At 33.2% G+C, this 23,728-nt stretch carries 21 protein-coding genes; 8 read left to right on the top strand and 13 right to left on the bottom strand.

Translation table 11 applies throughout. The annotated features are described in order from the left end of the window. Nucleotide 1: 1 nt before the first annotated feature. From ACT3CE_RS05600 to ACT3CE_RS05615, 4 genes are read right to left on the bottom strand one after another with little or no spacing between them, the layout of a single operon-like run. Nucleotides 2–1,189: a DUF4350 domain-containing protein gene (locus ACT3CE_RS05600; RefSeq protein ID WP_444708777.1), complete on the bottom strand. Its 1,188-nt coding sequence runs from the start codon at nucleotides 1,187–1,189 to the stop codon at nucleotides 2–4. After that, on the bottom strand, nucleotides 1,186–1,932 hold the full coding sequence (locus tag ACT3CE_RS05605) for a hypothetical protein (RefSeq protein WP_444708778.1): 747 nt from the start codon (nucleotides 1,930–1,932) through the stop codon (nucleotides 1,186–1,188). The genes ACT3CE_RS05600 and ACT3CE_RS05605 overlap by 4 nt, the downstream gene beginning before the upstream one ends. Continuing rightward, nucleotides 1,925–2,782: a hypothetical protein gene (locus tag ACT3CE_RS05610; protein WP_444708779.1), complete on the bottom strand. Its 858-nt coding sequence runs from the start codon at nucleotides 2,780–2,782 to the stop codon at nucleotides 1,925–1,927. Before ACT3CE_RS05610 ends, ACT3CE_RS05605 begins: the two co-directional genes overlap by 8 nt. Nucleotides 2,783–2,802: 20 nt before the next feature. After that, entirely contained in the window at nucleotides 2,803–3,765 is a 963-nt protein-coding gene (locus ACT3CE_RS05615; protein WP_444708780.1) for a stage II sporulation protein M, read from the bottom strand. Between the two features lie 207 nt (nucleotides 3,766–3,972). Here ACT3CE_RS05615 and ACT3CE_RS05620 point away from each other — a divergent pair, with 207 nt between their 5' ends. From ACT3CE_RS05620 to ACT3CE_RS05635, 4 genes are all read left to right on the top strand, one after another. Beyond that, nucleotides 3,973–4,686 carry an RDD family protein gene (locus tag ACT3CE_RS05620; protein ID WP_444708781.1) on the top strand — a complete coding sequence of 238 codons (714 nt, stop codon included), beginning with the start codon at nucleotides 3,973–3,975 and terminating at the stop codon, nucleotides 4,684–4,686. A gap of 116 nt (nucleotides 4,687–4,802) precedes the next feature. Continuing rightward, complete coding sequence (locus tag ACT3CE_RS05625) at nucleotides 4,803–5,057, top strand: hypothetical protein (RefSeq protein ID WP_444708782.1); 255 nt, start codon at nucleotides 4,803–4,805, stop codon at nucleotides 5,055–5,057. 181 nt (nucleotides 5,058–5,238) lie between these two features. After that, a complete protein-coding gene (sigZ, locus tag ACT3CE_RS05630; protein ID WP_444708783.1) occupies nucleotides 5,239–5,793 on the top strand; it encodes an RNA polymerase sigma factor SigZ in 555 nt (184 codons plus the stop codon). A 134-nt stretch (nucleotides 5,794–5,927) separates the two neighbouring features. Then, nucleotides 5,928–7,163, top strand: a complete 1,236-nt coding sequence (locus tag ACT3CE_RS05635; protein WP_444708784.1) for a DUF438 domain-containing protein — start codon at nucleotides 5,928–5,930, stop codon at nucleotides 7,161–7,163. Nucleotides 7,164–7,225: 62 nt separating this feature from the next. Here the strand turns inward: ACT3CE_RS05635 and ACT3CE_RS05640 are convergent, their stop codons facing one another. Together ACT3CE_RS05640 and ACT3CE_RS05645 are read right to left on the bottom strand one after the other, a co-directional pair. Further along, nucleotides 7,226–7,600: a thioesterase family protein gene (locus ACT3CE_RS05640; RefSeq protein ID WP_444708785.1), complete on the bottom strand. Its 375-nt coding sequence runs from the start codon at nucleotides 7,598–7,600 to the stop codon at nucleotides 7,226–7,228. Between the two features lie 29 nt (nucleotides 7,601–7,629). Beyond that, nucleotides 7,630–9,204, bottom strand: a complete 1,575-nt coding sequence (locus ACT3CE_RS05645) for a peptide chain release factor 3 (protein WP_444708786.1) — start codon at nucleotides 9,202–9,204, stop codon at nucleotides 7,630–7,632. A gap of 209 nt (nucleotides 9,205–9,413) precedes the next feature. Between ACT3CE_RS05645 and ACT3CE_RS05650 the strand changes: the two genes are divergently transcribed. The 3 genes from ACT3CE_RS05650 (at nucleotide 9,414) to ACT3CE_RS05660 (ending at nucleotide 13,952) form a co-directional block, all read left to right on the top strand. Next, the gene (locus ACT3CE_RS05650) at nucleotides 9,414–9,917 is read left to right on the top strand and encodes a metallophosphoesterase family protein (protein WP_444708787.1); all 504 of its coding nucleotides are present in this window, start codon (nucleotides 9,414–9,416) and stop codon (nucleotides 9,915–9,917) included. Between the two features lie 370 nt (nucleotides 9,918–10,287). Continuing rightward, nucleotides 10,288–12,552: an aconitate hydratase gene (locus ACT3CE_RS05655; protein WP_444708788.1), complete on the top strand. Its 2,265-nt coding sequence runs from the start codon at nucleotides 10,288–10,290 to the stop codon at nucleotides 12,550–12,552. A gap of 65 nt (nucleotides 12,553–12,617) precedes the next feature. After that, on the top strand, nucleotides 12,618–13,952 hold the full coding sequence (locus ACT3CE_RS05660) for a citrate (Si)-synthase (protein ID WP_444708789.1): 1,335 nt from the start codon (nucleotides 12,618–12,620) through the stop codon (nucleotides 13,950–13,952). 465 nt (nucleotides 13,953–14,417) lie between these two features. Here the strand turns inward: ACT3CE_RS05660 and ACT3CE_RS05665 are convergent, their stop codons facing one another. The 6 genes from ACT3CE_RS05665 to ACT3CE_RS05690 form a co-directional block, all read right to left on the bottom strand. After that, complete coding sequence (locus ACT3CE_RS05665) at nucleotides 14,418–16,211, bottom strand: hypothetical protein (RefSeq protein WP_444708790.1); 1,794 nt, start codon at nucleotides 16,209–16,211, stop codon at nucleotides 14,418–14,420. A gap of 198 nt (nucleotides 16,212–16,409) precedes the next feature. Then, complete coding sequence (locus ACT3CE_RS05670) at nucleotides 16,410–16,922, bottom strand: methylated-DNA--[protein]-cysteine S-methyltransferase (RefSeq protein WP_444708791.1); 513 nt, start codon at nucleotides 16,920–16,922, stop codon at nucleotides 16,410–16,412. Between the two features lie 20 nt (nucleotides 16,923–16,942). Further along, entirely contained in the window at nucleotides 16,943–17,665 is a 723-nt protein-coding gene (locus ACT3CE_RS05675) for a tRNA threonylcarbamoyladenosine dehydratase (RefSeq protein ID WP_444708792.1), read from the bottom strand. Further along, a complete protein-coding gene (locus ACT3CE_RS05680; protein ID WP_444708793.1) occupies nucleotides 17,658–18,326 on the bottom strand; it encodes a TatD family hydrolase in 669 nt (222 codons plus the stop codon). The genes ACT3CE_RS05675 and ACT3CE_RS05680 overlap by 8 nt, the downstream gene beginning before the upstream one ends. A gap of 439 nt (nucleotides 18,327–18,765) precedes the next feature. Continuing rightward, nucleotides 18,766–19,413 (bottom strand): AlbA family DNA-binding domain-containing protein, encoded by a 648-nt coding sequence (locus tag ACT3CE_RS05685; RefSeq protein WP_444708794.1) that lies wholly within the window; start codon nucleotides 19,411–19,413, stop codon nucleotides 18,766–18,768. 53 nt (nucleotides 19,414–19,466) lie between these two features. Continuing rightward, complete coding sequence (locus ACT3CE_RS05690; RefSeq protein WP_444708795.1) at nucleotides 19,467–21,287, bottom strand: peptidase U32 family protein; 1,821 nt, start codon at nucleotides 21,285–21,287, stop codon at nucleotides 19,467–19,469. A 281-nt stretch (nucleotides 21,288–21,568) separates the two neighbouring features. On the opposite strand from ACT3CE_RS05690, the gene ACT3CE_RS05695 reads away from it, so the two are divergent. Continuing rightward, nucleotides 21,569–22,651, top strand: a complete 1,083-nt coding sequence (locus ACT3CE_RS05695; RefSeq protein WP_444708796.1) for an alkene reductase — start codon at nucleotides 21,569–21,571, stop codon at nucleotides 22,649–22,651. Nucleotides 22,652–22,696: 45 nt separating this feature from the next. On the opposite strand, the gene ACT3CE_RS05700 is transcribed toward ACT3CE_RS05695, so the two are convergent. Then, the gene (locus tag ACT3CE_RS05700) at nucleotides 22,697–23,575 is read right to left on the bottom strand and encodes an aldose 1-epimerase family protein (protein WP_444708797.1); all 879 of its coding nucleotides are present in this window, start codon (nucleotides 23,573–23,575) and stop codon (nucleotides 22,697–22,699) included. Nucleotides 23,576–23,728: the final 153 nt, after the last annotated feature.

Consider the following 23,728-nt stretch of genomic DNA (forward strand, 5'->3'; position numbering starts at 1 on the left):
TTTATTTACAATTATTGTAGATATATTCAATTTTAGAATGAAAATTCTCCAAATCTTCCTGCGATAAGGAGCTAATTTCCTGTATCGATTCGGCTTGTCTGAATAATATCTGAAGTGTTTTTATAGCTATACCTGATCGTTTACTTAAATCATCTAAATTTCCCAACTTAAATTCAGTGTGGTATTTGCTTCGTATAAATTCTTTAAAGTGTCTTAACTTTTTTTCAGCTATGTCTTTGTGGTTTTTTCTCGAATAATATAATCTTCCTAGGGTTTGTATAAAATCTAAGGAAGAATTGCGTAATGGTTTAATAATAGGAATAATTTGTTGTTGTCTTTTACCCTGAAAAATTAATAAAAATAGTAAACAGAATAAAAGTAAATAATAAGCTAATCGTAAGGGAGGTTTTGTCATCAGATAGCTAAGAGGAGAGCTTGTGCGAAAAAGTGTTACGGGTTTATAATATTCGTCCCAAACTATTGGTAAATTGGGTAAATAGCTAAATACACCTGCTATATACTCTGCATTATTATCCGATAAAACATTGTAATTGGTAAAAGCCAGTGGCTGACAGTTTATGCTTATGCTTCCTTTTCCAATTTTTTTCTGTATAAATTGAACTTGCTTTTTTTCATCTACGCCAAGTACAGTAAGACTGTCTTTGTTAAATTTTATGATAGAATTAATATCGAAAGCTTTCTCGTAGTTAAAGGTTTTGTTACCAACAATACTTGTGTTTGTAAGGTGTTGTTCCTTCTTTGTTTGTGTAAGGTTTGCAAATTTAATATTACGATCAATTTTTAAATTTAGAGTATCTTCTAAATCTTTACCAATACTCGAGGCTGCAATAAATATCTGATTGCCTTTTTTTACCAGCTCAATCAAACGGGAAACGTCCCACTTTTTCATTTCTAAGTGATTGGTGATATATATGTAGTTTTTTAATTTTGTTGAATCTTCCTGTTCCGGATAATTAAAAATAGGAACTGTTCTAATTTCAAGATCCTGATTGGGGAAAAATTCTGTTTCCACCAAGTCTAGCATTAAAAAAGATCCGTAAGGTCTTTTATCATGAGAATTAAAGTTTTGAGTCCAGTCGATAGGAGTAGGAGTGAATAGTTCAACTAAAATTAGCAGAATTAAAACTCCTATAAAAGGAAATATGGATTTAGGAATAACTAATTTCATGATAACGATTTAGAATCTTTGTGAAACATTGAATTAAAACGATCAAAATCGGCACCAATAACTTTATAATCTTCCTGAACAATAGGAAAATTTCCATACCAAACAGCTTCATATAATTTGCTAAGTTTTGTAAACTCTACTTTAATGCTTTGCTCCTTAATTTCGAGAATGTAATCGGTATTTGTTTTTTCCGATTTCCAAGTTATAAAATCCAGCTTACTTAGAGTTTTTAAGCTTGCTAAAAATTGGTAGCGCACAGCTAATCTGAACTCTTTATTTTGTATTGCTTTGCTAATTTCTTCTTCCCATTTAATTGTATTTGGATTAATATGATCGGTAAAATTAATGGGAATAATTTTTTGATGTGGCCTGAATAGTCCGCTTGAATTACTTTTGGCGATAATTACAACAAGAAATATAATTAAGCCACCAATTAAGATATACCTCAAATACCAGATTACACCTAAGCTTTTGGATATAAAAGAAAGCCATCTTTTTATCATTGCCGAGATTCTCTCAAAAATATTTTGAGATTCGGGTTCCGATAAATCGTAATTAAATTCTTTTTGTTGCCGATAACTCTCAATTTTCTCTCTGGGATTAACTTTTTTATAGATTGTCAGCTGTCCATTATCATATCTTAAGCTATCCTTGTCTGTTTGATTTGGACTAGCAAAAAGTGTGGTTCCTGAAAAAATCAGGAACCAAATATTTAAAAAAATTATTTTAAAAGATTTATTCATTTGTACCTACTGTTTCCAGATCTTTTAATAAGGAAGGGTTTTGTTTTTGTTCAATTAAGCTAAAGTATTGCATTGCAATGGCAGTAATTGGAAGCATTTGTATAAATCCAGATCCTGCTGCCTGAATAATAGAAAATAAAATGCTTAAAGCCTTGCTCGGTGTAATTGGATCGCCAGTACCAATAAATATTGCCAAAACTACCTGATAAATAGTTGAAGGCAATTGAGTAACAAAATTTAAAGAATAACCAATAATACTAATAACGAATAAAAATGCAAAGGTATTCCACCAATTATTTTTAATAAGGCTAAAGCAGCTTTTTAATGCAGATCCAATAGTTTCGTTTTCAAATATTACAATTGGAATTACCAAACTAACACAAATAGAAATATATATTCCAGGAATCACAAGAATTATAAATCCAAATCCAGCCAAAAGCCCACTCACAAATAAAGCGGCAAGTATTCGTGGTATATCTTTTACCATTCGTTTCCATACTTCGCTTAATTCATAATTATTTGCTCCTTTTTCTTTATAAATTTTTATATAGTTCATCATAAAGGACATGGCAAAAGAATAGGCCACAAACATTAAAAAATAGCTAATAAGAGTTGAAATTATTACAAAGCTAGAACCATCGGTAAATAAATTACCTCCTGTAGCCAAAGAGTTTACCGACTGGTATTGTACAAATCCTAACACAATTCCTTGTATTAAACTAATGGGCAATACATAGTAAAGAAATCCTTTTGCTAAATTTTTAAAGTTTTGTTTAAGAAATAGAAAAGTATCACTGAAAAGTAGTCCAAAATCGCGAACTTTTTCAAATTTAAAGTCGTTTGTATTCATTTTTTATAGTTAGGTAGTTATTAATTTTTTGTCTTTTTATGATATACTCTAATTGGATTAATTGCAAAATACCAAATTATAAATGTAAAAGAGCTGAGTATAATTATCCAGCTTAATGCAATTGGCATTTCGGTATGTCGGGTAACAAAACCTTCGAGAAAGCCTGCAACAATAAAAATGGGAAAAATACCTGCTATTACTTTTATACCTTTTCTTACGCCATTTTGTAGGGAGACTTTTCGGGATAAGGTTCCAGTAAAAATAAGGCTGTTACCCAGTGTAATTCCTGCTGCTCCGGCTATTATAATTACCGATATTTCTAAAGCGCCATGAATCCATATTATTCGTGTTGTTTCCCAAAATAAGTCGTGTTGCACAAAAAAATAAGTAAAGCTGCCTAACATTACCCCGTTCGAAAAAAGAATATAGCCTGTGCCAAAAGCTGTAAATATTCCTAATACAAATGCTAAAAAGGAAACTTTAATATTGTTTATTGTAATTCCTAAAAACATTTCGGTAGAAGCTTGCTGCTTGTAAACAGCCATAGGATCGTTTTTACGGATATTATCAATGGTCATATTCACATAATCGTCGCCTAAAATGCTGCGCACAAATGACTGATCTCCTTTTGACGATATGATGCCGATTAAAACTGAAACCATAAAAATAATCAAGGCGTAGAGCAATTGTTTTCTTATGTCATAAAGAGTGAGTGGTAAATCGGTTTTCCAGAAATTTTTAAAAGCAGCTTTCTTAATCTTCTTATTTTTATAGATTTGCTGATGCACCTGCATGCTTAGCTGGTTAAGATATACCGTGGTTGATGATTCGGGATAAAATGTTCGTGAATACGATAAATCATCGGTAAGCTGAATATACAAATTGGCAATGGTATCAGGATTACTTTCTGAAGTTTGATTTAAAAGGTTTTCAAATTTTTCCCATTTGTGCTTGTTACGATTCAGGAATACAATCTCTTTCATATAAATTAGGCCAAAAATCTTTAATATAATGTTAAAGTTATCTTTAATTATGAAATAAACAAATCACTTTTACTGTTAATATAATTCTTGCTATTTAATCGTCAGAATAACAGTATTGTGAGTAATGCGATATTATTTATCGAATCTGAATATTTTTATCTTTAATTTATGATAGGTATATTCGTTAGTTCTAAACTTATTATTCTTATGTCGAAAATAAATATTGAAACCAGCCAAAATGTACAATTAAATTTTCCAGTAGCAAGTGTTGGAGAAAGAATGGTAGCCTATCTTCTTGATATGGTATTTATTGGGGTGTGCTTTATGTTTTGTGGTTTATTATTTGGTGCATTAGGTGAAGAATATGTGATGATTTTTGTTATAATGATACCCTTTCTTTTTTATTCCTTACTGTTCGAGTTGTTTATGGGAGGGCAAACACCAGGTAAGAAAATAATGAAAATTAAAGTTTATAAAATTGATGGTGATTCAGCAGATTTTATCAGTTACCTTATTAGGTGGATGTTTAGGTTAGTGGATATTGGTTTAACTAATGGAATTGCCGCAATTCTTACCATTGTGATTGGAGAAAAAGGACAGCGTGTTGGTGATATTCTTGCAAAAACTACCGTTGTAAAATTAAATAGAAAGCTTAGTTTAAGTAATACTATTTTAAGTGATATTCCAGAAAATTATGAATTGGTGTTTTCTGAAGTTAAGAAGTTAAAAGATAATGATCTAGAGCTTTTTAAACAGGTTGTCGAGAAGTTAAAAACAATGGATGATTATGTTGAAAAGCTTACTTTTGGTTTAAAAGCAAGAAAGAAGGTCTCCGATAAGTTGGGAATACAAACAGAAATGCCACCCGAACAGTTTTTTCAAACACTAATTACAGACTATAATTACATTCATAAAAATTAAGTATTTATAAATGTATCAAAAAAAAATAATTTTTGTCGATTTTTTTTGCGTCCATTTCATAAAGTATACGTCTACCTATTTGAAAGTAGAGTTTAATAATTAAGAAAAGTAAGCTTATGAATAGCCAATGTTGTGGGTCACAATTACATCACACGGAAACTTGTTGTAACGACGATAGTGTGAATGTAGAACTGATAAATCAGGTGCTGGAAGCCCCAGAAGAAAAAGCGCTTAAAGATTGTGCCTGTAAAGGTTTAGGACCATGCCAATGTCCACCAGAAGAAAAACAATCGGAGAAGATTTCAGAGCAATTTACAGATCTAAAATATGCTGGTGATAAATGTGGTTGCGGAGGAAACTGTAACTGCTGATAATATTTTAAATCTATTCTCGCCTTACGAGAACAATTAGCTAATTAATTTTATAAACCATCTTTTGTTACTTCTATATTGTAAATAGAAATAGCAAAGATGGTTTTTTTATTTAGAATGATTTCAAATTATTAAGTTGCTTTTTGTATTTTTGTTTAGATTTTAAAAAATAATAGAATAGATGGTAGAAAATATCTGGAGAGAATATCATAAGCAATTGTTAACTTTTATTCAAAAAAGAGTAGGCGATCCTTCTATGGCAGATGATATTTTACAGGAAGTGTTTTTAAAAATTCATTGTAAAATTGATAGTTTACAGCAGGAGCGAAAAATAAAAGCCTGGTTGTTTCAAATCACCCGAAATACCATTATCGATTTTCATCGGAAATCATATTCTAAGACTGATTTAGATGAGCAAATCATCGATTTGGAAGATGAGAATGATCCAAAAGCCATGGAAGATATTCAATCTTGTATTGTTCCGATGATAAAGTCTTTACCCGAAGGCTATAGAGAGGCTTTAATCTTATCAGAACTAAACGGACTAAGTCAAAAACAACTTTCTGAAAAATTGCAAATATCTTATTCTGCTGCAAAGTCGAGAGTCCAAAGGGGACGAAACCTTTTAAAAGAGGCACTCAATCAATGTTGTAGTTTTGTACATGATTCTAAAGGCCGAATAATTGATTACGAAAAAAAAGTTTCTAGTTGTAAAAATTGTCAAGATAATAAGTGAATTTGTTTTATTCTTAAGCTGTTATTCACATTAACTTCGAATAATAAAAGTAGTAAGTTGTCCTACAGATGATAGTAATTATGGGTATTTATTGTATTTTAAAGCAATAAAATTAATTCAATAAAATATCCGATATGTCTGAGTTTATAAATAATAATAATACCCGTATAGAATCAATATTTCAGTTTTGTTTTAAGCTGATTAAGGGAGAAAAAGGAACTGAGCTAATAAAAGAACATCAGGAGGCGATTAATAGTGTTATTCCCAACGATATTGTGATTGCAGTACATCGTTTGGTGGAAGCAAATCTGCCAATGAACGATTTAAAAATAGGGATTAATAAGGCATTAAATGTTTTTCATAAAACAATTGTAAGTAGACCGAAAATTCAGCTTTCACCCAATCATTTTTTAGGAATTATGATGAGGGAAAACAGAGCCTTGGAAAAATGTTTGACTGAAATTAAACCACTGGCAAAAAAAATAAACTTGCTTAAAGATGAGAATGAGCTTGTGCAAACTTTGTCTAATCTCAAGTTAAAGGTCGAAGAATTAGCAGAAATAGAGAAGCATTATTCCCGAAAGGAGAATGTGTTTTTTCCTTATTTCGAAAATCAATATCCCGAATATAAATGTTTGGGTGTAATGTGGTCAATTCACGATGATATTCGCAAAGTAAGGAAAGATTTAGTTGAAGTTTTAGGAGAATCTTCGTGTAATTTGAATAGAATAAATAAGTTAATGGGCGACTTGTTTTTCTTCATGAATACAATAATATTCAGAGAGGATTATTTATTGTTTCCGGTTGCTGTAAATGCCGTATCGGATGATTTGTGGGAGGAAATGAATCAGCAAAGTCTTGAAATAGGTTTTAGCTTTATTGATATTCCTGTTTTTTCGGAGAAGAAGAAAATTGCAAAAAAAGGATTTGTATTTGAAGGAGAACAGCTGGATACCATTCAATTGAAGGATACACTTCTTAATTTCGATACTGGATTAATGACATTGCAGCAAGCCATGATGCTTTTGAATAATTTGCCGGTTGATATTACTATGATTGATGAAAACGATAGGGTGCGCTTCTTTTCAAATCCTAAAGATCGATTTTTTACCCGATCGAAAGCTATAATCGGAAGAACCGTTCAAAATTGTCATCCACCGGAAAGTGTGCATGTTGTTGATGATTTGTTAAAAGCATTTAAGAGTGGCGAAAAAGATAGCGAACCATTTTGGATACAAATGAAATCTCGCTTTATTTTAATCCAGTATTTTGCTTTGCGCGATGAGGATGGAAACTATAAAGGTTGTATTGAAGTAAGTCAGGATTTAACCGATATAAAAACACTCGAAGGGGAGAAAAGATTGATGTAATGCATTAAAAAAGCCTGATAGATTAAGTTCTACCAGGCTTCTAAATATTATTGAATAGAGTCTTATAATCTGCTCATAAATTTTATTGGATCGATAATGTAGCGAACGTGATGTGCAGAACCAATTTTTCCTCCTTCATCAGATGCTTCAATTTCGAAAGTTAATTTTTTACCGTCAATTTTAACCAGTTTAGCAGTACAGCTTACTTTTGCATTTAACTTGGTTGCTTTAATATGTTTGGTGTCAATTTGAATACCTACACTATCAGTTCCTTTTGCCATATCATTATCGATACAAGCAACTGCAGTGCTTTCCATAAAGGCAACCATTGCAGGAGTAGCAAATACTTCTAATTTTCCCGATCCGTGATATTTTGCCGTATCCTTATTGGTTACAGTCATTGTCTGACTGATTGATAATCCTTCTACTAATGCCATAATAAGCTATTTTATATTCTTATTTTATCTTAAAATTCTGAGGTGAAGTGGAATTCTAAATCAGTATAATTGTTTTGCGCCATTTGAAGCATATAGCTCGAATCGGCAAGAAAAACATCTCTACCATGCTTGTCTTTAGCGATGTATTGGAATTTAGCTTTCTTAAATTCTTTTAATTGTTCATCGTTATTTGATTTAATCCAGCATGCTTTGTGTAGGTTAATATGTTCCCATCTACACGATGCAGAATACTCATGCAATAAACGGTACTCAATAACCTCAAATTGTAGAGCTCCCACAGTTCCAATTACTTTTCGACCATTAAATTGAGAGATAAATAACTGAGCAACACCTTCATCCATTAATTGGTCAATACCTTTAGCCAATTGTTTTGATTTCATCGGATCGGCGTTTTCGATATATTTGAAAAGCTCTGGAGAGAAACTAGGAATTCCTTTAAAATTTATTTTTTCTCCCTGAGTTAGTGTATCACCAATTTTAAAGTTTCCTGTATCGTGTAAACCAACAATATCTCCAGGGAAAGCTTCTTCTACAATAGATTTTTTCTCGGCCATAAATGCTGTAGGACTCGAGAATTTCAATTTTTTGCCATTGCGAACATGTAAATATGGTGTATTTCGTTTAAATACTCCCGATACGATTTTCACAAAGGCAATACGATCTCGGTGGTTAGGATCCATATTAGCATGGATCTTAAAAACAAAACCAGAGAATTTTTCTTCTGTTGGCTCAATTACTCGTTCAACAGTTTGGCATGGTAGAGGAGAAGGTGCAATTTGAATAAATGCATCCAAGAGTTCACGTACCCCAAAGTTATTTAAAGCCGATCCAAAGAAAACAGGAGCAATTTTTGCATCTAAATATTCCTGAACATCTAATTCAGGATAAACACCAGAAACAAGTTCTAATTCTTCTCTTAAAACTTCGGCATCTTCACCAATATATTCTTCCAGTTTTGGATTCGAAAGATCATCAAATTCAATTGTTTCTTCAACAGTTTGAGTTGCAGGAGTGAACAAGCTCAAATTCTTTTGAAACATATTGTAAACTCCTTTAAAATCGGGTCCCATGTTAATTGGCCAGCTTAATGGGTTTACGCTAATTTGTAATTCGGCTTCAATTTCATCAAGTAAATCGAATGCATCTTTACCACTACGGTCCATTTTGTTAATAAAAACAATAACCGGAGTTTTACGCATTCTACAAACCTTCATTAATTTTCTGGTTTGAGCTTCAACCCCTTTAGCAACATCAATAACAATAATTACACTGTCGCAAGCAGTTAAGGTTCTAAATGTATCTTCTGCAAAATCCTGGTGACCTGGCGTATCGAGAATATTAATTTTGTGTCCCTTGTACTCAAAACCCATTACCGAAGTGGCAACAGAAATTCCTCTTTGGCGCTCAATTTCCATAAAATCCGAAGTCGCTGTTTTCTTTATCTTATTCGATTTTACAGCTCCTGCAACGTGAATTGCACCACCAAATAATAACAGTTTCTCCGTTAATGTTGTCTTCCCCGCATCAGGGTGCGATATAATTCCGAAAGTTCGGCGTCTTTGTATCTCTTCTTTAAACCCCATTTATTGTATTGTGTTTACTTTCAAATTTCAGTTTGCAAAAGTAATAATTTTAACCGATAAGCAGTACTCTTAGCAATTATATCCCACCTAAATTGTCATATTAAAAGTACTAATCTTATTTATTAGGAAACTATTTTAATTGATATTGTGATTATTTTTCTGTGTTTCTTTTATTAACTTCACGCCTCAAAATTGTGAAATTAGCTTAAATGAAACGCATAGGTTTACTTTCGGATACTCACGGATATATTGATACGCTTGCTTTAAAACATTTGAAAGAGTGTGATGAAATATGGCATGCCGGTGATATTGGAAATATGGAAACTGTTGATAAACTGACTAAAATCGCACCTCTTATTGCTGTTCATGGTAATATTGATGGTCAGGAAATTCGGGCTATTTACCCTAAACATCAACGTTTTTTATGTGAAAGTGTTGATGTCTGGATTACACATATTGGTGGATATCCTAAAAGATACGATACCAATGTTAAACCAGAGATTTTTGAAAATCCGCCTCAGCTTTTTATATCGGGACATTCACATATTTTGAAAGTTGTGTTCGATACAGATTTAAATTTCTTACACATAAATCCGGGAGCAGCCGGAATACAAGGATTTCATCAGGTTCAAACTTTGGTGAAATTTACCATAGATCAAAAAAATATAAAAGATCTTCAGGTGGTTGAATTTGGTAAAAAAGGACGATTGTAATTCTTCATTCTACCAAAAATTAACACCTAATATTTCAAATTATTTAAGGGGGAAAATAGGGTATTTAAAATAGATTCTTAAAAATCGGAGAAGCTTAATTTTCTTAAACAAGATTTTTGGATTCGTCTTTTTAAAATACCAATATTTTAGTATATTTAGATACTTGAATTTAATGATATGAATATGATATTATTAATTGTTCATAGTTCTAAATATCTATCTGGTAAAACTTAAGGTGGTTCTTATTATATGTGTTAAACGCATAAAAAGATCTGTAGATCTGCTAAGGCTTTTTCAATTAAGATTGAATAAAGTTTTAAATTTTACCAAGATTGATGTATAAATAAAAAATAATAAAAAATTATAGAATATGTTATTTGATTTTGACTTAATTAAATCTGTTTATGAGAAGATGCCCGATAGGGTAAATAAGGCTAGAACCAGTCTGGGAAAACCATTAACTCTTAGCGAGAAAATATTGTATTCTCACTTGTCTGTCGAAGAAAAAGGAGATCAATTTAAAAGAGGCGAGGATTATGTGAATTTTGCTCCCGATAGAGTAGCAATGCAGGATGCAACTGCTCAAATGGCGTTGCTTCAGTTTATGAATGCTGGAAAAGTAAAAGCTGCAGTTCCTTCAACAGTTCATTGTGACCACTTAATTCAAGCTTCAACAGGAGCAGAAAAAGATTTAGCCGATGCTAAATTACAAAATAATGAAGTGTATAATTTCCTAGAGTCGGTATCCAATAAGTATGGTATTGGATTTTGGAAGCCTGGTGCTGGTATTATTCATCAGGTGGTGCTTGAAAATTATGCATTTCCAGGAGGAATGATGATTGGTACCGATTCGCATACTGTAAATGCAGGTGGTTTGGGAATGGTTGCTATTGGTGTTGGGGGTGCCGACGCAGTAGATGTAATGGCAGGAATGCCATGGGAATTAAAAATGCCCAAACTAATTGGAGTGAAACTTACTGGAAAATTAAGTGGTTGGGTTTCTCCTAAAGATGTAATCTTAAAAGTGGCTGGAATTCTTACTGTTAAAGGAGGAACTGGAGCTATTGTTGAATATTTTGGAGAAGGAGCAGATTCTTTGTCTTGTACCGGAAAAGGTACCATTTGTAATATGGGAGCTGAGATTGGTGCTACTACCTCTATTTTTGGCTACGATCGAAATATGAGTAATTATTTGCGACTTACAGGACGAGAAAAAGTTGCAGATCTGGCCGATGTTGTAATGAAACATCTACGATCGGATGATGAGGTGTATGAAAATCCGGGAATGTATTATGATCAGGTGATTGAAATTAACCTTTCTGAACTTCAGCCATATATTAATGGGCCATTTACTCCAGATTTAGCGCATAGCTTATCGGAATTTGCGGCCGCAGTTAAGGAAAATAATTATCCTCGTACTCTTGAAGTAGGTTTGATTGGATCCTGTACTAATTCTTCTTACGAAGATTTATCCAGAGCCGCATCTTTGGCGCGTCAGGCAAAAGATAAAAATTTAAAAGTAAAGGCCGAGTTTGTGGTTACCCCAGGGTCCGAACTGGTAAGATATACTGCCGAAAGAGATGGGATTCTTAGTGAGTTTGAAGGTATTGGTGGAGTTATTATGGCTAATGCTTGCGGACCATGTATTGGTCAGTGGAAACGACATACAGATGATCCAACAAGAAAAAATTCCATTATAACTTCTTTTAACCGGAATTTTGCGAAAAGAAATGATGGTAACCCAAATACACATGGATTTGTGGCATCGCCAGAATTGGTTACAGCAATGGCAATTGCCGGCGATTTGTGCTTTAACCCAATTACTGACACTTTAGTAAATGAAGATGGGGTAGAAGTGAAGTTAGATGAGCCTGTAGGATTGGAATTTCCACCTCAGGGATTCGATATGAAAGATTCTGGTTATCTAGCTCCAAACGAAAATGGTTCCGATGTTCTGATTAAGGTAAGCGATGACTCAGAACGTTTGCAATTACTCAAGCCATTTAATAGTTGGAATGGAGAGGATTACAAAGGATTAAATCTGCTAATTAAAGCAAAAGGAAAGTGTACAACAGATCATATTTCTATGGCTGGTCCATGGTTACGATATCGTGGACACTTAGACAATATTTCCAATAATATGTTGATTGGTGCTGTTAATTATTTTAATGAGGAAACCAATTCTATTTTTAATCCTGTATCTAAAGAATACAACGAAGTTCCTGCCACAGCAAGAGCTCTTAAAGAAAATGGTTTTGGGTCGATTGTTGTTGGTGACGAAAATTATGGAGAAGGATCTTCGAGAGAGCATGCAGCAATGGAACCTCGTCATTTAGGTGTTAAAGCAGTAATTGTACGTTCATTTGCCCGTATCCACGAAACGAACCTTAAAAAGCAGGGAGTATTGGCTCTTACTTTTGCCGATAAAGCTGATTACGATAAAATACAAGAGAAAGATAAGATTGATATTATTGGCCTGACTGAATTTAAAACGGGAAAAGCTCTTAAACTAATTCTTACTCACGAAGATGGAGCTGTAGACGAAATTATGGCGAATCACTCGTATAATGATATTCAAATTGAATGGTTTAAGGCTGGAAGTGCATTAAATTTAATCAGAAAACAAAATAGCTAATAATAAATTGATTATAATCTTGAAACGATACCTGGTAAAGTTTCGGATATTAAAAATATATCAAGATGAAAAAAACACTTAAACAGATCTTATCTGAGAAAATTGAAAAACAAAAACCCAGAACAAAAAAGTTATTAAAAGAATATGGAGATGTAGTTGTTGATAATGTTACCATTTCCCAGGTTATTGGTGGAATGAGAGGGCTTAAATCATTGGTTACTGATATTTCTTACCTTGATCCTGAAGAAGGAATTAGGTATAGAGGATATACTTTAGGTGAGGTAATTGAAAATTTGCCGAAACCGAAAGGTGGGGATATGCCTTATGTTGAGGGATTGTTTTATCTTCTTTTAACTGGTGATGTACCTAATCAGGAGGAGGTAATGCAGGTTGTTGACGAGTTTAGTAAGCGAAGAATTGTGCCTCGTTATGTGTACGAGGTAATTGATTCATTCCCATGTTGCAGTCATCCAATGGCAATTTTCTCGACTGCAATTCTTACATTAAATCGCGAATCTGTTTTTAATAGACAGTATCATGCGGGTTTAAATAAAAAAGATTATTGGGATGCAACCTACGAAGATGCATTAAATTTATTGGCTAAGTTGCCCGAAATAGCTGCGTATATCTATAATAAATTGTATCGTCAGGGACCAAGAATTCAGTCTGATCCTAATTTGGATATGGGGGGTAATTTTGCTCACATGATGGGAATTGCTAAACCTTACGATGATGTATCCCGTTTGCATTTTATTATTCATAGTGATCATGAAAGTGGTAATGTGAGTGCGCATACTGGTCATTTGGTTGCTAGTTCTCTATCGGATATTTACCTTTCTATTTCAGCTATGATTAATGGATTGGCTGGTCCTTTGCATGGATTGGCTAATCAGGAAGTTTTAAGGTGGCTGCAAGAGGTTATGGATAAAATGGGTAATCGTTTACCAACCGAAGAGGAAATGCAACAATTTGTCTGGGATACCTTAAATTCAGGACAGGTTATTCCTGGTTTTGGTCATGCGGTATTACGTAAAACCGATCCTAGATATATGTTACAACGCAAATTTAGTTTAAAGCATTTGCCCGAAGATCCTATTTTTAAATATGCCGATTTACTTTATAAAGTAGTTCCTCCAATTTTACAGGAACATGGTAAGGCAAAGAATCCATGGCCTAATGTTGATGCTCAATCGGGAGTAATTCAATGGCATTATGGTGTTACAGAATATGATTTCTATACCGTATTATTTGGTATTGGACGATCGATAGGTATTTGTGCTAATATTATTTGGGACCGAGCTTTAGGGTATCCTTTGGAAAGGCCTAAATCTATTACAACAGAAATGCTTGAGAAAATTGCTGGTATAAAAAGTGAGCTCGTCGAAGCAGAGAAAAATTAAGAAAGTGTAAATTTTATGAGAGCTGGATTCTACTATTGAATTCAGCTTTTTTTATCAAAAAAAAACTGTAAAAGATTGGTGAAGATCTTTTACAGTTTTGAAGCAAAAACTAACAATATGGAAATATTCCAATAAAATTCTAAAAAAACACTTCGAATCCTACATTAAACTCTAACCTTAACCTAAATCACTGTAGGATCGAAGTGTTGTTTGTAGTTTAAAATTAAACTACTCTTTCTGCACAATCACAATTTTGAAAATTCTTTACTGTGATCTCTTTCGCACACTACAAATATGCAGCCTTTTAGTGAATTGAAGTTCAGGTATTTTACCCAAATAGCAGAAATAAACACTCAAAAAACAATAGGTGTTTTACGCCAATCGAAACATAATAATTAGGGTAAGATTCAGTTGTATAGGATGGTAATAAAAAGAGTCAAGCTTATTTTAAGCTTGACTCTTTTTTTAAGATTCTCGTATTAGCGTGTCTTTAATTTTTACTTCTAAATTATTTAAATCATTTTCAATTTGAGATTTCATGTGAATAAACTTATCAGAAAATTTTTGTGATAAATCTTTGTAATAATTTACTCCATTTAACAAATTGTTTTTGAAAGTCTCGAGCGATTTAATTTGCTTTGGAACTGGCTTTTTAGGCTCTTCGATTTGTTCCTTTAAATAGTCGTAATAAATATTTAATTCTTTTATAAACATGTGTGGTCTGTCTTTTCTTTCAATCAAATTAGCTCTGTTATAAATATGATTAATCATATCTTTTAGGCTCGCTCTTTTCGAGAAATAAGCTAAATTAGGACCCGGACAAATTGAAACACCATCACCATCGCTTTTTGTGTCTATATTATTAACAATGTAAGTTGATGCTGATAAACCTTTACATAAACATGTTTTTTCAAGTAAAAGATTAAGTTCTTTTTCGTATGCTTCTTTCGAAAGATTTTGTTTTTTTAAATCGGCGATTTTTAGTCTTTGGTATTGTCTGGACGCAGTACAAATAGGTTTCTCAGTAAACTCCTTGTTTACAATCATATATCTTTTTGTGCACACGCTGCCTGCTTCGTTTTTAGCCATACGTTCCCATTTCCCAATGTCGCGAGTATTTGTAGCTAAATTATTAAATCTTACCCCAAGAGGAGAGGCATGACTTAAAAATAGATCTTTTTCTTTGGCTTTTTCCAGGAGCGATAAGGTTTGTTCATCAACATTACAAACTTCCGGAACCAAAAGAAAAGGAGTTCCCCAGCCTATGGAATCGAGATTGTATTGATTTATAAGAAAATCATGTTCTTCTGAAGTTCCCACACCACCCTGAGCAGTTACTTTAATCTCGAGAGGATTTGTGGGAATTACTTTATTCTTTTCTTTTAGCGCTTGCAACAATACCTGATATGTACTTTCTTTTAGCTCATCTCTTTTATCTTTGAAATCCTGCAAAATAGGTCCCATTAAAAAACCGTCGGTAGCAAAGGCATGTCCGCCGCAATTTAAACCCGACTCTATTCTGTATTCCGAGATCCAAATTCCCTTTTTAGCAAGAAATCTACCTTGAATTAAAGCAGAGCGATAATCGCTAACCTTTAAAACAATTTTTTTCTTGATATAGCCATTGCTATCAGGATAAAAATCTTTGAATTGCTCAAGGTATCCATATAAACGAGGGTTCATTCCTGCAGAAAGTACCATGGAGCTCTCCAGGTTACTCATCGCAAATCCACGAAGAGCTGCATGGGCATCATTGAATTCTGTTGGTAATTGTTCCCCTTTATAAAAGTTACTCTTGTCTAGTTTGGTCATGATGTTAACATCAATATCCCCTAATGGAAGATGATTGCTTAACCACTCTTTTGCTTCCTTAAGGTATGGATTGTCGGCAAATTTTGCTTTAAATTCCTGTTTAACCTCCGAAAGATCTGGTAGCATATCCAAATATTCTTCCAACTCTTTACTTTTATCCTGAATGGATTCCTTTAGATTTTCGAACTTCTCAGTAACTACTTTATCTAATAAATTTAGATAAGAAGTAATTCTTTCTGCTCTAAAATCTTTGGTTTTTTCCGTAATTGGTTTGAACGGTAAACTTAATTTACTGCAATATACTTCCCGCATTTTTTCTACTAGCAAATCATCCACAATGGAAACAACTGATGAAATTCCAAGGTGAGCGACTTTTACAGGAGTATCCACAGTAAAGCCCGTGCCCATAACCGGAATATGGAAACTGTGTCCTAAAATTTTACTCATGAATTAGTTTATTGATTTAATGATAAATTCCTATTGTATTTTATGCTTTACAAGCACACCAATACAATAGACTGGCAAGTTATATGAATTAGCCTTTAAATCAAAAATAAAACAGATTTATCGCAAAGTATTAAGTTTTAATCTATCTAAACTTTAATATGGGGGGGTTAATCTATTTCAGAACAAAATAGATGTCAATTAAAACAAATCATATTGTTTCGTATCACTTTTAAATTCGATATTTTCTAATTGTAAAAGTTTGGCCTTATTATTCAGACCTCCCGCATATCCGGTAAGTTTGCCATTTTTTCCAATTACTCTATGGCAGGGAATTATAATTGGTATAGGATTTAGAGAATTAGCCATTCCAACAGCTCGGCAGGCTTTGGCCTTGTTTATGGAATTGGCGATGTCCTGATATGATTTTATCTTTCCGTAGGGAATTTCCTGTAATTTTTCCCAGATTTGTTTTTGGAATGCCGTTCCATTGGGGTCCAAAATCAAATTAAATTGTTTTAGCTCCTTATTAAAATACGAGTCGAGTTGTTCTTTAATTTCAGATAATTTTGAACTATTGAGTTGCCAATTTTTATTAATAGTGATATTCTTGAGTTGTGATTCGAATAGAATTTGTTTTAATCCTTTCTCACTTGCTAATAAAAGCAGTTTCCCAATTGGAGATGATATTATGTCGTAGTATAACATTCGCATATAGATGTATGGTTAATAAATTATGCTTCGGCTAAAAGCTCATTAATAACAACCGATGAAATAAAGCATCCGAATAGAGGAGGCATATATGAAATGGTACCTACATTTGATTTTTTATTTCTGCTTTCATCAATAATTACTGCATTTTTAGAAACATCTTCGGGCGAAAATACGACTCTCACTCCTTTATGGATACCTAATTTGTGAAGTCGCTTGCGAAGCATTCTTGCCAATTTACAATTGTATGAATCAGAGATATCCGCAATTTGTATTTTACTGGGATCGGTTTTTCCACCAGCACCCATCGCGCTCACGATTTTTAAATTATTTTGCAAGCTGTATTCAATTAAAAATATCTTAGGTGTTAAAGTATCAATGGCATCTACAACATAATCGAATTGTCCTGATTTTAATATTTCGCTAGTTCGTTCTCCCTTTAGAAATTCGTTTAAAATTGTAAGTTGCAGCTTTGGGTTAATGTCGAGTAATCGGTCACCCATAACTTTGGCTTTATCTTTACTTACATTTGATGTGGTTGCGGCTAATTGTCGGTTAATGTTTGATGTATCGATAGTATCTCCATCAACAATTGTCATTTTACCAACTCCCGAACGGCAAATTTGTTCTGCGGCATAAGCTCCAACACCTCCTAATCCTACAACTAACACATGAGCTTTTTGCAAGCGCTCCAATTTTTTATCCCCCAGTAGCAGTTTGGTTCTGCTTAGCCATTCTTCACTCATAACTTTTAAAACAGGTATTATAATTTATTTGTATTTGTTTTTTCAGATCTTCAAGTCTAATTTCTTTTATTTCTGCAGCTTTATCGTATATTTTCATGATAGATAGTTCACTATCATCGGTTTCCAGAAAGAATTTATCATTTGGTATTTGCTTAAAAACTTGCTGAAGTTTTTTATTCCTAAGAATTGCTTCTCCAAATGATAAGTAGCAATCCGCTTTAAGCAAATTGCTTGCGATTTCTATATTTTTTTGATAGCCATGAATAATCCATGCAGTATGGCTTTCGTGTTTCTTTTTTATTTTTAGTAATTCGGAAAATGCTCTAACACAATGTATAATTACGGGTTTTCGTAATTGTCTGGCAATTTTTATCTGGCTTGTAAAAATATTTTCCTGCACTAATAAGTTTGTACTTATTGCCTTATCTAAACCTATTTCTCCAATTGCAATAGCTTTTAATTTTTTTGTTTCTGAAATTAAAGATTGTTCGATTGATAGTCTTTCTTCTTTTATATTCCAGGGGTGTAAACCTACAGAATAATTTAAATTATTATTGATGTTAGTATTATCTTCAAACAACGAAATATTCACAATAGCCTTAATTTCCTGAAAAAAATTAAGATTATGAGTATGAATATCTATATAAGGAGTTGCTGCCATTTTTAAAAATCAGTCGGTAAAAATACAAATATTGGCAAAATCAGCAAAGCGAGGGCGAATTTCTTAATAAAAAATTAATAGCAAAGAATTTTCTAAAAAATTCATTGCTTGAATGTTGCAGGTTTTTATTTTTTAGATTCGTCAAAATATGTGAAAAAAATTATTGCAGCCCTTGTTTTATGGGATATTCTTGCTTAATTTGCATGTATAAAGAACGTTCTTTTAATACAAGATATAGACATACCGCATTAATTAGCGATTGTTAAACTCAACAGTTATCACATACCGAGAAAGCAACATGCTTGCAAAAGCAGGCCCCAACCTTCGGGTTGCTTCGGCACAGGGGAAACTTGACCAAGCAGGCACTCAAATCCTGTCATACAGGAGTTTAAAATCCCAATAATTAGTGCGGTTTTTTTATGTTTTAGAATGAGAAAATCTAAAGGGAGCTTTTATTATTTTCTTTGAGCTTGTATCTTGTTCCAACTTCCTCAAATACAGGTTCTATAATATTCCAGCAAATTAATTTTACGAGTACTTTTTCGGCTTTATACCGACTTATTTTAGCCAGTTTATAGAATTTGTTAAGGCTTATTGTCTCATTTACTTTTAAATAATCTAAAAGCAGGCTTTCTGTTGTGCTGTATTGTAAATAAGAACCATTTGTTTGTGATTTTTGTTTCCAAACTTCCAGTATAATTCTATTGGCCAATTTGTTTTCATCATCTTTTCGGATGTATGCCAGCCATTTACCATTATCATTTTGTGCGTAATGTGGTTTTTGTGCTGATGCTTGAATAATAATTTCCAAGACATTTTTACCGTGAACATGCCAAACTTTACTATCGAAGCGTATTTTTGGGCGGCAGTACATATCTGCTGCCGCCTGAATCATGTGGTACTCTTCATCTATTTGAGCTCCGGAAATTTTACCATTGTCTTTCACGCCGATAAGCAATCTGCCTCCATCGGTGTTGGCAAAGGCCGATAAAGATTTAGCAATTTTTTTGGAATCAGTAATACAGAATTTGAAATCCTGTTGTTGATGTTCACCTTCGCGAATTAATATTTCTATATCAGTAAGCATAACCAATATCAATTTTAGAGCTTCTTTTTTTACGTTTGAAGAATTTATTCGATTTATTCGAAAATAATTTTCATTTCGCACCTCTGGCAATTAAATTCTAATCTGTATCTGTTTTTATTATCAACTAAATACAGTGGAGAATTCTTTTTTATTCCCGTTTTAACCTCTTTATTGCATAAGCCAAATTCATGTCTTAGGCAATGTTTTGTGGTCATTATTGTTTTACCGGAATTATTTTGCTGTAGTTCAAATCCATCTTCAATTTTCTCTACGCCACATTTATTATAAAATTCTTGGGCATTACAATTTACCACATTTCCCATATAAGTTAGTTCTTTAGATGGATATTGCGGATGTGAAATTAAAGGTCTCGACTTTTCTGTTTTTGTGGCTGCCAATCTATTTTCGCTCAATTGCTTTAAACAATCGCGACGAAGTTCGTTTAATAATTTAGCCTGTATAAATGGTACTTTATCGTATTCGGTTTCTATATTGCTAAGTGTAAATATTGAATCACCTGTTTTTTGCAATTGCTTTTTAATGTTGGCTATGGCCATTTCTTCGTTTCGGGCAAGTTCAAATCCACCTTTTAGTTCGATATTCGCCGAAATTTCGTCTTCATCAATAGCGGTAAGGTTAAGGGTATCTTCAAAAATAGTTAGAAAAAATTCTACTGATATTTTCCTTACAGAATTATCGCGTTTTAAGATTTTTGCAAATTCATGATCGTTATTTCTATACAAAATAGCCCCATTTTGAATCATGCTCATATCGTTAGGAAAGATTCTGTCTCCCTTAACTCCATTAACCTGAAGTCCCTTTAAAAGTTTATTTTTATTGAAGAAACATAATCCATCGCCATTGTTTAATTTAAACTTACTTTCAACAATAAAGTGGTCTTTTTTTACATCAATAATTTTACCGATTTCTTTACCCATTGATTTTGGTGTGTAGAAGTTGGCAATTTCGGGTACTCTTCCAGAGAAGAAATAATTGGTGTATCCACGGTTAAAAGTTTTATCCAAATCGGGAGTGAAATCAATATTGATTTGACCCGATGAGCTAGCTTCGAATTCTCGTTTTTTATCAAAAATAGAATCTAATTTCTGGCGGTAAAAACTTGTTACATTTTTAAGGTAGGAACTATCTTTTAACCTGCCTTCAATTTTTAAAGAGCATATTCCGCTTTCAATTACTTCTTCCAAATGATCAGATAAATTTAAATCTTTAAGAGAGAGAAGGTATTTGTCTTTTGCGATTACTGTACCTTCTTCATCTACAAGATCGTATTTCATTCTGCAGGCTTGACTGCATTCTCCACGATTTGCCGATCTTCCATTAATGGCTTGAGAAAAATAACATTGTCCGCTTAGCGACACGCAAAGTGCACCATGAATAAAGTATTCCAGCTCAACATTGGTATTTTTTCTAATATTTTTGATTTGATCGAGAGATAGTTCCCGCGCAAGAATGATTCTTTTGAAACCAACTTTTTCTAAAAATTGAATTCGTTCTAAATCGTAATTGTGAGTTTGCGTGCTTGCGTGTAATTCGATAGGGGGAAGATCCATTTCAAGAATTCCCATATCCTGAACGATTAGTGCATCGGCACCTATTTCGTATAGTTTGTGAATTAAAGCTTCGGCTTCTTTTAGCTCATTGTCATACAGTATGGTATTCATGGTAATAAACACCTTAGCCCAATATCGGTGAGCATAATCGATAAGCTCTTTAATATCTTCCAGGGTGTTACCTGCGGCTGAGCGGGCTCCAAATTTTGGGGCTCCAATATATACGGCATCAGCTCCATAATTTATGGCTGCAATACCTGTTTCCAGATTTTTAGCTGGAGCTAATAGTTCAATTTTATTCATGCGGATCTAGTTTCCTTGGTGTTGCAATATTTAAATCTCAGCGAAATTCTTTATAATACACTTGTGTGGATATTGAATTTAGATGTCTGTTTTTTGTGCCTATTGCTAATTTTGGACGAAGATACAAAGCAATGATGGAATCTGTAAACTATTCCGAATCTAATTTGAATCTTGTTTGGTAATGGCTTTCTATTAATTTATTTATACTATTCTAAAAAAATACTTTTTCAAGATATAAAATCTTATTTGTATTTTGTATAAATAAAAATAAGAAAGATATAATGAAAAATAACACACTATTAAGTACTTTTTCGATTGCCGATTTAGACTTAAAAAATAGAATGGTAATGGCTCCAATGACCAGAAACAGAGCTGGACAAGGTGATGTGCCTACAGACTTAATGGTAAAGTATTATGAACAAAGGTCTGGTGCAGGTATTATTATTACCGAAGCCAGCCAAATATCACCACAAGCAAAGGGTTACCCTGCAACTCCTGGAATTTACAGTAAAGATCAGGTTGATGGATGGAGAAAAATTACAGAAACAGTACATCGGAAAGCAGGGAAAATTTTCATTCAATTGTGGCATGTAGGGCGTATTTCTCATCCCGATTTTCATGATGGCGATTTGCCTGTAGCACCTTCTGCAATTAAGCCGGCAGGACAGGCTTTTACTTTTGAGGGTTTAAAAGATTTTGTTACACCGCGTGCTTTGGAAGAGTTCGAAATTAAGAATATTGTTGAGGATTACAGACTTGCTACTAAAAATGCGAAGGAAGCAGGTTTTGATGGTGTGGAAATTCACGCGGCTAATGGTTATCTGATTGATCAGTTTTTGGTTGATAAAACCAATAAGCGTATCGATAAATATGGTGGAAGTATTGAAAATCGTGCCAGATTCTTATTCGAAGTCTTGGATGCTGTAACAGAGATCTTACCTGGCGAAAGAGTCGGAGTTAGGCTGTCTCCCAGTGGTTTGTTTAATGATATGGGAGATTCTAATCCTGCAGAACTGTTCTCTTTTGTAATTGAGAAATTGAATCACTACAATTTGGCTTATTTGCATTTAATTGAACCACTAATGCCAATTGATGAGTATCCGCAGTTGATAAAGAATGTGTTGGAATATTATGGAAAGTTTTACAAAGGAGTACGAATGATTAATGGTGGTTTTACCAAAGAGTCAGGGAATAAGGCGATTCATGATGGACTGGCGGAATTGGTTTCTTTTGGAGTGCCTTATTTGGCCAATCCTGATCTGGAAAAGCGATTTGAATTGGATGCCGATTTAAATGAAGCGAATCAGGATACTTTTTATGGAGGAAATGAAGTGGGGTATACCGATTATCCATTATTAAAATAATTGAAAAGGAAACGCGCAGTAAAATTGGTTTACTGCGCGTTATTTTTATTCTTTTATTTCAATGGAGTATTCTGCTGTAAACATTTCTGAAACAGGAAGTTTCTGAATTAATTCTTTGTTTTCGAATTCTCTGTTTGTATCTGCAGAATCGGCAATTCCAATCCAGGGTTCTATGCACACATAGGGAGCATTGGGTTTGGCCCATAATCCCAGGTAAGGAAAATCTTTGAATTGTACTTTCAATTCAAAATCAGATTTCTTGCATTTTAAACTTACGGCTGACGATTTCAAATTCTTGAAAATTAATGCATCATTGGCAAAAATTTCAGGATGTAAGTTGATTTGATTTTCATTGTTTAAAATTTGCTCTCCTTCTTCTGCTATTAATCCGCCTTCAGTTAAATTCCAGGTGTTAAGCGTTTCGTTTTTTTCAAATTCCAGGTAGTAATCATTATAGCTTTCATTTTTATTAAGCTGACAATTAAAAGCCGGATGAGCGCCAAGATTGAAGAGCATTTCGCTATTTCCTGTATTTATAATTTGGTGAACGACTTTTAATTTATTCGATTCTAAAATAAAATGAATACGAAACTCAAATTTGAAAGGATATAGGACTCTTGTGTTATCATTCGATTGTAAGACAAAACTTAGCTTATTTTCACTTTTATCAAGTAATTTTATATCTGAGTTGTTTCTGATAAAGCCATGCTTAGGTGTTGCATATTCTTTTCCGTCATAAATAAGAGCATTGTCTTTTAAACAGCCAATTATAGGGAATAGGTTAGGAGCGTGGCTGGCCCAAATGTCAGGATTAGCTTGCCATATAAACTCTTTACCGCTTGCAATGGATTTTATGCTGCACAATTCTGCTCCGGTTTCTTTAACACTTATTTGTAGAGTTTCGTTTTGTATACTGTGTATCATTTTGATATATAAAATTATTCATTCAACTTTAACTGCTCAAGCTGCAGTGGCTCATCCTTTTTCCATTGATGAAAAAGGATGCAAAAAATCTAGGGCATGTAAGCTTTAGTTACTTCTACTTAAAATCTTTAAGTTGGGTGGGAGGATCTTCGA

Source organism: Marinifilum sp. RC60d5 (assembly GCF_052400665.1).
Classification (GTDB): domain Bacteria; phylum Bacteroidota; class Bacteroidia; order Bacteroidales; family Marinifilaceae; genus JBQTGK01.

Coding starts and splice junctions, on each gene's coding strand:
- ACT3CE_RS05600 (WP_444708777.1), bottom strand. CDS start 1,189: ATGAAATTAGTTATTCCTAAATCCATATTTCCTTTTATAGGAGTTTTA.
- ACT3CE_RS05605 (WP_444708778.1), bottom strand. CDS start 1,932: ATGAATAAATCTTTTAAAATAATTTTTTTAAATATTTGGTTCCTGATT.
- ACT3CE_RS05610 (WP_444708779.1), bottom strand. CDS start 2,782: ATGAATACAAACGACTTTAAATTTGAAAAAGTTCGCGATTTTGGACTA.
- ACT3CE_RS05615 (WP_444708780.1), bottom strand. CDS start 3,765: ATGAAAGAGATTGTATTCCTGAATCGTAACAAGCACAAATGGGAAAAA.
- ACT3CE_RS05620 (WP_444708781.1), top strand. CDS start 3,973: ATGTCGAAAATAAATATTGAAACCAGCCAAAATGTACAATTAAATTTT.
- ACT3CE_RS05625 (WP_444708782.1), top strand. CDS start 4,803: ATGAATAGCCAATGTTGTGGGTCACAATTACATCACACGGAAACTTGT.
- sigZ (WP_444708783.1), top strand. CDS start 5,239: ATGGTAGAAAATATCTGGAGAGAATATCATAAGCAATTGTTAACTTTT.
- ACT3CE_RS05635 (WP_444708784.1), top strand. CDS start 5,928: ATGTCTGAGTTTATAAATAATAATAATACCCGTATAGAATCAATATTT.
- ACT3CE_RS05640 (WP_444708785.1), bottom strand. CDS start 7,600: ATGGCATTAGTAGAAGGATTATCAATCAGTCAGACAATGACTGTAACC.
- ACT3CE_RS05645 (WP_444708786.1), bottom strand. CDS start 9,204: ATGGGGTTTAAAGAAGAGATACAAAGACGCCGAACTTTCGGAATTATA.
- ACT3CE_RS05650 (WP_444708787.1), top strand. CDS start 9,414: ATGAAACGCATAGGTTTACTTTCGGATACTCACGGATATATTGATACG.
- ACT3CE_RS05655 (WP_444708788.1), top strand. CDS start 10,288: ATGTTATTTGATTTTGACTTAATTAAATCTGTTTATGAGAAGATGCCC.
- ACT3CE_RS05660 (WP_444708789.1), top strand. CDS start 12,618: ATGAAAAAAACACTTAAACAGATCTTATCTGAGAAAATTGAAAAACAA.
- ACT3CE_RS05665 (WP_444708790.1), bottom strand. CDS start 16,211: ATGAGTAAAATTTTAGGACACAGTTTCCATATTCCGGTTATGGGCACG.
- ACT3CE_RS05670 (WP_444708791.1), bottom strand. CDS start 16,922: ATGCGAATGTTATACTACGACATAATATCATCTCCAATTGGGAAACTG.
- ACT3CE_RS05675 (WP_444708792.1), bottom strand. CDS start 17,665: ATGAGTGAAGAATGGCTAAGCAGAACCAAACTGCTACTGGGGGATAAA.
- ACT3CE_RS05680 (WP_444708793.1), bottom strand. CDS start 18,326: ATGGCAGCAACTCCTTATATAGATATTCATACTCATAATCTTAATTTT.
- ACT3CE_RS05685 (WP_444708794.1), bottom strand. CDS start 19,413: ATGCTTACTGATATAGAAATATTAATTCGCGAAGGTGAACATCAACAA.
- ACT3CE_RS05690 (WP_444708795.1), bottom strand. CDS start 21,287: ATGAATAAAATTGAACTATTAGCTCCAGCTAAAAATCTGGAAACAGGT.
- ACT3CE_RS05695 (WP_444708796.1), top strand. CDS start 21,569: ATGAAAAATAACACACTATTAAGTACTTTTTCGATTGCCGATTTAGAC.
- ACT3CE_RS05700 (WP_444708797.1), bottom strand. CDS start 23,575: ATGATACACAGTATACAAAACGAAACTCTACAAATAAGTGTTAAAGAA.